Annotated in this window: 9 protein-coding genes and 1 pseudogene; 7 read left to right on the forward strand and 3 right to left on the reverse strand. The window is 56.2% G+C overall.

Annotated features, from left to right (window positions below):
• From ACOYQJ_RS25725 to ACOYQJ_RS25735, 3 genes are all read right to left on the reverse strand, one after another.
• On the reverse strand, positions 1 to 754 hold a 754-nt coding region (locus tag ACOYQJ_RS25725), incomplete at its 3' end, for a plasmid partitioning protein RepB C-terminal domain-containing protein (RefSeq protein ID WP_422908738.1).
• The gene (locus tag ACOYQJ_RS25730) at positions 751 to 1,644 is read right to left on the reverse strand and encodes a ParB/RepB/Spo0J family partition protein (protein ID WP_422908739.1); all 894 of its coding nucleotides are present in this window, start codon (positions 1,642 to 1,644) and stop codon (positions 751 to 753) included. The genes ACOYQJ_RS25730 and ACOYQJ_RS25725, both read right to left, overlap by 4 nt.
• Positions 1,638 to 3,200, reverse strand: coding sequence for a recombinase family protein (locus ACOYQJ_RS25735; RefSeq protein ID WP_422908740.1), 1,563 nt, complete (start codon positions 3,198 to 3,200; stop codon positions 1,638 to 1,640). Before ACOYQJ_RS25735 ends, ACOYQJ_RS25730 begins: the two co-directional genes overlap by 7 nt.
• A 154-nt stretch (positions 3,201 to 3,354) precedes the next feature.
• Between ACOYQJ_RS25735 and ACOYQJ_RS25740 the strand changes: the two genes are divergently transcribed.
• From ACOYQJ_RS25740 to ACOYQJ_RS25770, 7 genes and pseudogenes are all read left to right on the forward strand, one after another.
• A complete protein-coding gene (locus ACOYQJ_RS25740) occupies positions 3,355 to 3,657 on the forward strand; it encodes an XRE family transcriptional regulator (RefSeq protein ID WP_422908746.1) in 303 nt (100 codons plus the stop codon).
• An 87-nt stretch (positions 3,658 to 3,744) separates the two neighbouring features.
• Positions 3,745 to 4,005 carry a ribbon-helix-helix domain-containing protein gene (locus ACOYQJ_RS25745; RefSeq protein ID WP_089279614.1) on the forward strand — a complete coding sequence of 87 codons (261 nt, stop codon included), beginning with the start codon at positions 3,745 to 3,747 and terminating at the stop codon, positions 4,003 to 4,005.
• Positions 4,002 to 4,313 (forward strand): type II toxin-antitoxin system RelE/ParE family toxin, encoded by a 312-nt coding sequence (locus ACOYQJ_RS25750; RefSeq protein WP_422908741.1) that lies wholly within the window; start codon positions 4,002 to 4,004, stop codon positions 4,311 to 4,313. The genes ACOYQJ_RS25745 and ACOYQJ_RS25750 overlap by 4 nt, the downstream gene beginning before the upstream one ends.
• A gap of 1,428 nt (positions 4,314 to 5,741) precedes the next feature.
• Positions 5,742 to 6,664 (forward strand): annotated as a pseudogene (locus tag ACOYQJ_RS26280) (DUF8426 domain-containing protein); the annotation flags it as partial.
• Positions 6,665 to 6,886, forward strand: coding sequence for a hypothetical protein (locus ACOYQJ_RS25760; protein ID WP_422908743.1), 222 nt, complete (start codon positions 6,665 to 6,667; stop codon positions 6,884 to 6,886). It abuts the pseudogene before it with no gap.
• Positions 6,886 to 8,211, forward strand: coding sequence for an McrC family protein (locus ACOYQJ_RS25765; RefSeq protein ID WP_422908744.1), 1,326 nt, complete (start codon positions 6,886 to 6,888; stop codon positions 8,209 to 8,211). The genes ACOYQJ_RS25760 and ACOYQJ_RS25765 overlap by 1 nt, the downstream gene beginning before the upstream one ends.
• A 111-nt stretch (positions 8,212 to 8,322) precedes the next feature.
• The gene (locus ACOYQJ_RS25770; protein ID WP_422908745.1) at positions 8,323 to 9,351 is read left to right on the forward strand and encodes an IS110 family RNA-guided transposase; all 1,029 of its coding nucleotides are present in this window, start codon (positions 8,323 to 8,325) and stop codon (positions 9,349 to 9,351) included.
• The last annotated feature ends 898 nt before the right edge of the window (positions 9,352 to 10,249 follow it).

The raw sequence follows: 10,249 nt of genomic DNA on the forward strand, positions 1-10,249 counted from the left end.
CAGCTTCAGCACGATATCCTCGGGCTTCTCTCGCTTGCCAGCCATCTCGTCGTCCTCCTGAAAACGGGATAATTCTATCCCAAAAGGTGGACCACTTCAGTGGGGGCACTCCAAAGTCACCCGCTTCGGTTGCGGCTAAAATGGCATCTGCGTAGGCGACAGAATAGTTGTTCGCCGCGATCATCAATTCGGCAGCCTGTATCTGGCGCATGGGCTTCATTTTGCGCAGTGCCCTGAAGCAGTTGAGCGGGCAGTGCTTTGCTTTCAGGAGATCCGCGACTTCGGGACAGATCCCGTTCAGAAGTGTACGCTTGCGTCGGATTAGCGCCACGTCCACGTTCAAGGCGGCCGCGATCCGGGTCTCGGAAACGCCTCTTTCAACCGCGCGCAGGATCATCTTGTGTTCCTGTATGGTCGCCAACCGGCTGATGCGCTTGTTGTATGTGAAGGCTTCATCATCGGTTGCGACAAGGCATGTCACGCTTTCCTGGTCCATCTCCTTCAAGACCTGCAACCTGACGTGACCATCAAGCAGTATGAACGTATCTTTTTGGCTTCGGTTGCGGGCGACAACGGGCGGTTCGATCAGGCCAACTTCCCGGATGGATGCGGCAATCTGGGCGTATTTTGCGCTCGTGGCCACTGTCGCAGGCAGTTGCTTGACCGGCAGGATCGCAGCAATGGGGATGTTCAGGGTTGCTGACTCAAAACCAGGTCCCACCGTCTGATCCGATGCTGTTCCAGGGTCTTTCATGTACGCGCCTCCCGAAGACCGTCGACAATCATCTGCGGCAGGGTATCGAGACCTTCGGCCCTGAGCAGGGTCAGATAATTCTCGTCCTTCAGCAGGGACTGGAATGCGGCATCGATGAACAGCAAGTTGCTGCGCGTCTGGTCTGCCCTGCGGACCATGTCGCCCTGGCGTTCGGCCTCTGCACGATAGACACGCACCAGCGCCGCCGATGTCATTCGGGTCCGTTTCCCTTTGCGCCCGGAAATTGCATTGTGTTTACCGTGGCGCTGGCGCAACTCTACGAGGCGGCGTGCCTCAAGGAGCTTCTTTCCACGCAACTCACCCGATTGATAAGCGGCTTCCAGCGCTTTCTGAACATCGTCATCTTCCGCCCGAGCAATGTATAGCGCGACGCTGAGTGGCATGTGGCCGGTCTCCACGGCAATCAGCAGCCGTTCCTCGCCTTTTGCAATCAGTTCTCCGATTTCGCGGACATAGGCGAGGGAGAGACCCGTCTTGCTGGCAATCTGCTGGTCAGAGTTTCCGCGTTCCCGCAACAGACCGATATCCTGCAACAGTTCGAGCGGGCGGTGCTGGCGCCGGGCTATATTCTCAATAACACTGCGCAAAAGCCGTTCTTCTTCATCGGCCTCTATAACAATGGCATGGATATGAGTCTGGCCGAGGGCAGAGAACGCCTCCATTCGGCCCTGGCCACATACAAGCCGGTATTGATCTTCGCCGCCCTCGACAGCACGTGACACCGTGATCGGCTTTTTCAGCCCCACCTTTTCGATGCTTTCAACAAGCTCTCGAAACGTTTTCTCGGAACGCTCACGTGGGTTTTCGACTGTTATTGCTGCAATCGGTATGCACAGCACAGTCGTCGTCTGATTGAACCCGGTCACCATGGTGCGACTTCCGACACCGGGACGCGCCGCGCCATGTCGAATAAGAAATCGAGCGTATCGAAGCGGAAGGCATCCAGCATCAGGCCATTCTCCTCAGTAAGCCCCAGCCGGTTTGTTCGCATCTCTATTTGGGGCAGAAGGTAATAATCGAGAGCGGCCTCGTTGCTGCGGTCCATCCGGATCGCAATGGTGATATCGGGGGCAAGACCTGTGTCGAAGCGCACTTTCCAACGCAACGTCCCGGCATTGGTCTGACGGCAGCGCGCCACGATGATGGACGCGCTGAATTCCTCATTGAGGGTCAGCAAACCAGTCGCGGCGTGCCTTGTAATTGTACCACCAAGACGGTTGATCTCGTCCATGACATGATCAACCGCGCTGGCGTGGAACGCTCGAAGCAGGCGGTTGATTTCGATGTATCTGTAGTCACGATCTGGCTTGAAACCGACAAGTTCATAGGCGCGCAAAAGGCTTCCAAACCGATGGGCATATGCGCCACTGGAGGGCAGCCCATCAGTCTCGTCGATCACCAGCCCGGATATATAGCCGTGACGCTGAAATAGCTTGTTCAGCCTTGCCAGCATCTCGTCATCGGAATACCGCCGGTTTCGCTCCTCAATGATGCCCTGAACCTTATGAAACTGTTTTTGTTCAACAATTGCATCGAATGCGCCATCAGCCCGGATCCACATTTGCGGTTCGTTTGCGACATGCTTCCGTTTCAGCTTGAATGAACGTCGGTTGTAGACGTTGTTGCCAATGTATTTTTCGTTGGTCAGGATCTGATGAACTGTTGCGCGGGTCCAGGCGCGATCAAGATCGGTCAGGATGCCTCGCTCATTGAGTTCGGCCGCAATTTCGCTCTCAGACTTCCGTTGCTTGAGAAATCGCGCATAGATCCAGCGAACGGTCTCTACTTCCTCCGCAGGCCCCGGAGCAAGAATTACACGATCCGTCTGCAGGCTTTTATGCTCGCCGCGTCTCAGCTCGGCCTTCGGCTGCCCTTGCTCATCCAGCAGAACCCGTCTCAGGCCGTAGCCTGCCGCACCCCCTTGACGATATCCCATTTCGATCAGACGGCATTGCCCGGCAAAGACCTTGGTCGACAGCTCGCGGCTGTATTCCCCAGCCATGGCACGTTTGACGCCCTTGACGATGGTCGCAACCGGGCTGCCGTCATTCTCGAACTGCTCGGCGCAATACTGAACCTGCTTGCCAGCGCGGCGGCAGATGTATTCGTAATAGGCCGATTCCTCGGCATCCTGAAACCGCCCCCAGCGGCTGACATCATAGGCCAGGATGACGTCGAAATCGGCGGTACCTTCCTCCACATCCCGGATCAGGCGCTGCAGCGCCTCGCGCCCTTCGATCCTGAGGCCGCTTTTGCCCGCATCTGCGTAGGTTTGAACAATTTCCATGCCCTGACTTGCAGCATAGGCGAGAATGGCGTCGGACTGGTTTTCGGTCGAGTATTTCTGATGTTCGGTCGACATGCGGACATATTCGGCAGCGCGCCGAAGCGGGGGAGAGGGCTCGGGGCCGCTGGTCGTTTTCAAATTTGCTCCGGCCAATTCAGCCCACCCGATCTATTTCACTGGCATATCATCCTGGCGTCTCCTGACGGTTGGCCTCGTGTTCCAACTCTGCTCAAAATTCGATTCTGCCGTTTTCATGTCTCCTTCCAAGTATTTAACGGAAAGGGACGAGATGATGCGGATCAAGATGGGCACAGTTGTGCCGAAGATGGGCACAGTTGTGCACCTGGATGCTGAACAGACGGACTATCGCCGGGCGATCGCAATGGCACTGCACGAAGAGCTTGGATCCACCCATCGGGCGATCAAGTCGGCCATGCGCTGGACCGGCGCAAGCGAACGGACTGTGAAATACTGGTTCGCGGGCGAGCGGGGACCAAGCGGCGACCATCTCATCGCCCTTGCCAGAAATTCCGACGTGGTGCTCTATGTCTTTCTGGCGCTGGCAGACAGGCATGCCGGAGAAGAAGGCGGTTGAGCCGCAGGGCAAAAGGGCAATCTGGAGCTTGCGACGTGGGTAATATTAGTTATATTGAAGACACGAACCCTGATCGGAGCTTGTGCAATGTCCCGCACCACAACCATGACAGTCCGCCTTAGCGGCGCTCTCAGCGATTTCGTTGCAGCGAACGTAGGCGATAACGGGTCCTATGAGAACATCAGCGAGTATGTTCGTGACCTCATCCGGCGTGACAAGGAACGGACGGAAGCGGAGGCCTTCGACCGTCTGAAGGCCGAACTGACCCGCGCCTTCGCGGCACCGGAGGAGAGCTACAAGCCGCTCAGCGCTGCTGAAGTCATCGCGCGGAACCGGAAGGCTGGATGACCTTTCGCATCCAGGAGGCGGCCTCACTCCGGCTCGACGACATTTACCGCTATACGCGGGACCGGTGGGGCGAAGCGCAGGCGGACCGCTATATCACCGGTATGTTCGAAGCTTTTGAGATGATCGAAAAACATCGGTCCTCGTCGAAACCTGTTCCGGCAGAGTTCGGGGGGGACGGATACTATTTCCGGTATCAAAGGCACTTTGTGTATTGGCGCTGGTTGTCAAACGGCGACATCGGCGTGGTTACAATCCTTCATGAGCGGATGCACCAAATTGATCGCTTCCGGGATGACTTTTTTGGATAATCGATTTCTGATATTGTTTCGGCAAAAGTCTTGGCTAACCTTGCCAGATTTCTAAGTAATTGAGTCTTTTTGTTTTCGAGGCGCGCGATGAGAGAACAAGAATTCCGATCGTGGCTCGAAAATTCGGGTTCTGATGAAAAAACAATCGGATCGAGGGTCAGCAGTGCGAAACGCATTGAAGCTGCCATAGGTGATCTTGATGAACGGTTGGACGCCGTGGGATACGAGACGCTTTCTGCTCAATTTTCGTACAGCGCTGAAGACGAGCGTGATGACAGACCAAACCCGTCGCCGATTTCTATCGATGGAAATCTGCGAAATGGACTAGCGAGCTTAAAACAGGCCTTGCGGCTGTACGACAGTTTTCGGAGCAGTGACCCATCAAAGCAGTCGAATGACGCAGTTATCAAACAAATGGCGCGCGTGGAAATCGAAGGCGCGATGGATGCCTATGAGGCATATCGCGAAACTGGTGAAGATGGGCCATTTCTGGGCAAGAATTTTCGAACGCCAAAGGACTTCTGGGTGCGCTCGTCAAAACCACGAAAGAACCGGATTTTTCCATCGAAGCCAGTTCATTATGGGGCAAATGGTCGGGTTGGGAGTTCTGGCGGCTGGGGAGGGCCGAGCTATTCCGCTGCAGCGCTCCACAATTCCGGGTATATCATCGTCGATGAACAGGACCAACCCGTTGCCTTTCCGACAGACAAGCCATTCTTGGTCCGCGATGCGGATCGCATCCGCCTTTGCGCACTGAACTACTTCATCGCTCCTGCTCGCGAACGTGGGGAGGCCTATGTTTCGATCCGGGCAGGTGATTTGAGTAAAGAGCTAATGTTGAACGAGGCTTGGCCCAACGTGTGCCAGGCATTGAAGGGTAAGAAGTTTCAAGAGCTTGCCGGTGTGCCGCCGCCTGTTCAGGAAGGCCCGGACGCGAGTACGACAACAACTTTCACGTTTGATGTTCGTGAAGACGGGAAGCAGCGGACAATGAAAACAATCGCAGACAGCCATTCGCAAACCGCCACGAATCTTATCCTCTATGGCCCACCTGGCACCGGTAAGACCTATGCAACGGCGTGGGAGGCGGTGCGGCTTTGTCTGGGCGACGATACCGCCGCCCCGTTTAAAGGCGACCGGGACGCACTGATGGCTGAATATCGACGTCTTGTTGGCGAGGGCAGGATCGAATTTACGACATTTCACCAGTCCATGTCATACGAAGAATTCGTCGAGGGATTGAGGCCAGTAACGGATGCGGAGCAGGAGACGGAAACGAGCGCGGGCTTCCGCCTTGAGCCGGTCCCGGGCATTTTTTATCGGATCTCCAAACGGGCTGAAGTCCGAACTGGTGGAGCGCCGGACCAGGATCTGGCAAAAGAGGTTCAACATGATCTGGTGACGCTGGAAGGGCGCAATGTTCATCAGATGTCGTTGGGAGAAGCAGGGACACGCGGCGGGGAAGCGATTTTCGAGGAAGCTATCGAGAAATCCATCGCATTGTTTGGGTTTGTCGATCACGACTGGAGCGCCGAAGTCTACGAAAATTATGACAATATTCGCGCTTGGTGTGAACAGACTGACGAAGAGCTCTACGCCACTCCAAATGGGGTCGCGGCGATGACACACCATTTTCGAAACAAGGTTTCTGTTGGCGATATCTTGGTTGTTTCCAAGGGAAATTTTCAATTTCGCGCAATTGGGAAAGTCGTCGGAGATTACGAATACATTCGCCGTGAGAGCGGGCATTACTCACATAGGCGATCAGTTCAGTGGTTTTGGGTAGATCGCGACGGTGTTCCTGTGGACGAAATCCATGACAGTAACTTCACGCAGAAGACGATATACGGCCTTAAAAAGGATCGCTTAAACATTGCCGCCCTCGAGTGTTATTTGAATCTTGGTCGTGTGGGCGACGAAGATGTGCCGACACAACCAGAGAATTTCGTTCTGATCATAGATGAAATAAACCGAGCGAACATTTCCAAGGTCTTTGGTGAACTCATTACACTACTGGAACAGGACAAACGTTTGGGGGCAGACAACGAACTTCGCGTTCAGCTTCCGTACTCCAAGAAGCGTTTCGCTGTGCCGCCTAATTTGCACATCGTGGGCACCATGAACACGGCGGATCGCTCGATTGCGTTGCTCGACACTGCATTGCGCCGCCGGTTCACGTTTCAGGAGTTGATGCCTGACCCGACAGTCCTTTCTGAGGACGTCGGCGGCATTAACCTTCGCACCCTTCTGTCCACGATCAACGATCGTATAGAGTACCTGTTCGACCGCGAACATCAGATCGGCCATGCCTATTTCACCGGTTGCGGCAATCGGGCGGACCAGAAGACGTGATGCGCCACAAGGTCATTCCGCTCTTGGCTGAGTATTTTTATGATGATTGGTCCAAGGTCGCCGCCGTGTTGGCCGACGGGGATGGAAAGGCCGCAGCGTATTTCCTTGAAGCCAAGAAGCTGTCACCGCCAGCCGCCGGATTTGCGAAAGATGAACTGGCAGGCGAAAAGCTGCGTTGGAGCGTCAAGGCAGACTTCGACTTTTCGGAGTTTGAAGCCTGATGCAATCCTACACCGTTCGCGAATGGGAAAAACTCTCCTATGGTGACGGAGACGGGCAGATCCCGGCACATTTCGCGGATCAGCTTGCGGCTTTGGCTGGGCGTTCGGCCTTTGCTGGAAGGGGCGGCAGCGGGGTGCTTGAACACGGTAGGCATGCACTCCGCGCACGGGGTGTTGTCGGTATCCTGGCCGCAGGTAGCTGTAGTCTTGAGATCCTGCCGAAGATCGATGTTGCTGCGGAAGAACCTGTTGAAAAGCAGAATGCGGCAATCAGGAAACGGCTGATCCACATGCTGGCCGTCGCTCTAAATCTGAAACTCGATCTCGGGTCGCTAACAGAATTGGCGTGGCAGCAAGAGACGTTGCTGGAAATCCTGATCCGGATTTTTTGCGACAAGCTTACCGAGGCCGTTCGGAAAGGAATGCCGCGCCGCTATGTCGAGCAAGAGCACGATCTTTCTGCCTTGCGCGGCAGGCTGGACGTAGCACGTCAGTTCACCCGACACGCCGTCAACCCTTCACGTCTCGCATGCCAATTTGACGTCTTGTCGGAAGACAAGTCGTTGAACCGGATCATGAAAGCCGCCGTGTTGCACCTCTCGCGGATGTCTCGGAGTCCGGGAAATCAACAGCGGCTGCGAGAACTGGCTTTTGTGTATGCGGACATCGCGGATATTTCGCCCTCGGCATTGCGATGGGATGACGTGGTGATCGACCGCACCAATCGCCGGTGGCAGGAGCTTCTGAGCATGGCCCGTCTCTTCCTGGAAGGTCGATATCAGACGACGACTGGTGGCGCGGGTCAGGGAACGGCACTGCTTTTTGAGATGAACACTCTATTCGAGGAATATGTCGGGCGTCTGATTTCTCGGGCACTGGCTGGAACGGACCTGACGGTTTCCCTTCAGGGCGGGCGTCTTTTCTGCCTTTCCGCAGAAACAACCGAGCGAGGGCTTTTCCAGACTAGGCCAGATATCCTGATCCGTCGTGCTGGCTCCGTAACTCATGTGATTGACACGAAATGGAAGAGGATCTCCTCCCGGATCGACGATCCAAAACAGGGCGTCTCACAAGGCGATGTCTACCAGATGATGGCCTATGGACAGCTTTACCGCGCGCCGCGCCTTACGCTTTTGTATCCGCATCATCCGGGGCTGGGTGCAACAGAGCTTGTTCACGCTCGACATCGAATAACCGGCCACGAAACAATCCTGGAGACCGCAAGCATTGATGTGGCAAATGGTCGAAGCGTTCTTGACCGACTGCGAAGTCTAATTCTCGAGGATGGGCCAGTATCTGAGCTCTCGATGCGACGGATAATATAGTATTTTCAATATCTTACAGGTTAGAGATGGGGTGGATGCCGCTCTCCCCAGACGGCATCGCAATGTGCCAAGCTTGCGGTGTTGAAACACAAGCTGAAGGAGAGGGCATCCATGGAAGAAGTTAGCATCATCGGCGTCGATCTTGCAAAGAACGTGTTCCAGGTGCACGGCGCCGCGGCGGACGGGTCCGTCGTGTTCCGCAAGAAGCTGTCGCGGCCGCAATTCGCGCGGTTCATAGCGAACCATCCGGCTTGCGAAGTGGCGATGGAGGCGTGCCCCAGCGCCCATCATTGGGCGCGGGAGTTGACCAGGTACGGGCACCGGGTCCGGCTGATCGCCCCGCTCTACGTCAAGCCGTTTCTGAAGCGCCAGAAAAACGATGCCGCCGATGCAGAGGCGATTGTCGAAGCCGCGCTGCGACCGACGATGCGGTTCGTGGAACCCAAGACCGCAGAACAACAGGCCCGTGCCGTCGCGTTCCGCACGCGCGAGCAACTCGTGAAACAACGCACCGAAGCCGTGAATGCGCTCCGGTCCCATCTGTACGAGTTTGGCTACATTGCGCCCGTAGGGATCGGCTATGTCCCGCGTCTGGCACGGGTCGTCGCAGATCCTGACGCCGGCATTCCTGATCTGGCACGCGATATTTGCCGGATGCTCATCGAGCAGATCGCGCAACTGACCGATCGGATCAACGCGCTGAAGGCTAGGATCGCCGCCATGTCGAACGAGGCCGAGATGCCCCGACGGTTGCAGACGATGCCGGGTGTAGGCCCGATCACCGCACTGGCGGTCGAGACCTTCGCGCCGCCGATGGAGCAGTTCCGCCGGGGTCGTGATTTCGCCGCCTGGCTCGGCCTGGTGCCGCGGCAGCATTCCTCGGGCGGCAAGCAGAAGCTGGGGAAGACCTCGAAGATGGGGCAACGCGATATCCGACGATTGCTGGTCATCGGGGCGACCGCGGTGATCCGCTGGGCCTCACGCCGGGGTGCTCCCGCGGGCTCCTGGCTGGCGCGGATGCTGGAGCGGAAGCCGATACCGGTCGTGGCCGTCGCGCTGGCGAACAAGATGGCGCGGGGCGTCTGGGCGATGCTGTCGCGAAACGAGAACTATCGCGGCCCGGTGCTGATCGGCGCCTGATCCGGCACAGCACAGACATCCGGGCCAACGAGTTGTGAGGAAGGCATGATCAGAATGGGCACATGATCGACATGATCCGGGTAGGGAAAACCAGAAACCTTCTCCGAGCCCCGAGCTCGCTGTTGGAGATTTGGACCTGATCCGCGCATCACCATCCCGGCCAGCGGCGCCAAGTCAGCCGCACGAACAGGCCTGACAAAAGTACGCACTCGATCACATGTCCATAAGGTCAGAAAATCCTTGCAAACCGAGCGGCATCCACAAAAGAAGGTTCGACGGGGGTCCCTTTCCCTCCGCCACAAAACCCCGATAAGACTTTGATTTCAAAGAGAATGTGACGACTAATTGGCAACTGCCCCCACGCCTCCCCCCACATGAACAGTTTGTTTGGTGAAAATCCCCATTTTGTGAATCTGGGAATTTGCCTTCTCTCGCCAGTCCTCAAACTAAACGAGGCAGAGTTTTACCCCCCCCATCACAATTCGTCACCAGAGAAGCGCCGCTGGAAAGCAGACAGAAGGCGCATGGTTTCAGCGTCTATCTCTACGTCCGCTGCTTCGACAACATTTGTCCGTCGCCGAAACGTAACCTTGTGCATCCCCTTCGGACGCTGGCCCCATTCGCCTTGCTCCCAATTCAGACGCGCGCGCGCAACCTCCCCGCGCCTGAACGCACGAGACTGTTTGTCCTCATGCTGAGAAGGATAAGACAAACAGTGGCAGTGGCGACAAGCAAAGACTTTGACTCCGTACAATTTCGCTATCCGAACACCATTCGGGTCGACAATGGCAGCGAATTTATCTCCCGCGACTTGGACCTATGTATGCGGCGGTTCGGGCCCATTGATTTGATGTGTTCCTGACGCGTGACCCGCCTGCGAGAAGGCCTTCGTGAGCAG

This window comes from Pacificoceanicola algae (genome assembly GCF_049341065.1).
In the GTDB taxonomy this organism is placed as follows: domain Bacteria; phylum Pseudomonadota; class Alphaproteobacteria; order Rhodobacterales; family Rhodobacteraceae; genus Pacificoceanicola.

What these genes read in the sequence shown, in the direction of transcription:
- ACOYQJ_RS25765 (WP_422908744.1), top strand. Translation starts at nt 6,886, where the DNA reads ATGCAATCCTACACCGTTCGCGAATGGGAAAAACTCTCCTATGGTGAC.
- ACOYQJ_RS25750 (WP_422908741.1), top strand. Translation starts at nt 4,002, where the DNA reads ATGACCTTTCGCATCCAGGAGGCGGCCTCACTCCGGCTCGACGACATT.
- ACOYQJ_RS25745 (WP_089279614.1), top strand. Translation starts at nt 3,745, where the DNA reads ATGTCCCGCACCACAACCATGACAGTCCGCCTTAGCGGCGCTCTCAGC.
- ACOYQJ_RS25740 (WP_422908746.1), top strand. Translation starts at nt 3,355, where the DNA reads ATGCGGATCAAGATGGGCACAGTTGTGCCGAAGATGGGCACAGTTGTG.
- ACOYQJ_RS25770 (WP_422908745.1), top strand. Translation starts at nt 8,323, where the DNA reads ATGGAAGAAGTTAGCATCATCGGCGTCGATCTTGCAAAGAACGTGTTC.
- ACOYQJ_RS25730 (WP_422908739.1), bottom strand. Translation starts at nt 1,644, where the DNA reads ATGGTGACCGGGTTCAATCAGACGACGACTGTGCTGTGCATACCGATT.
- ACOYQJ_RS25760 (WP_422908743.1), top strand. Translation starts at nt 6,665, where the DNA reads ATGCGCCACAAGGTCATTCCGCTCTTGGCTGAGTATTTTTATGATGAT.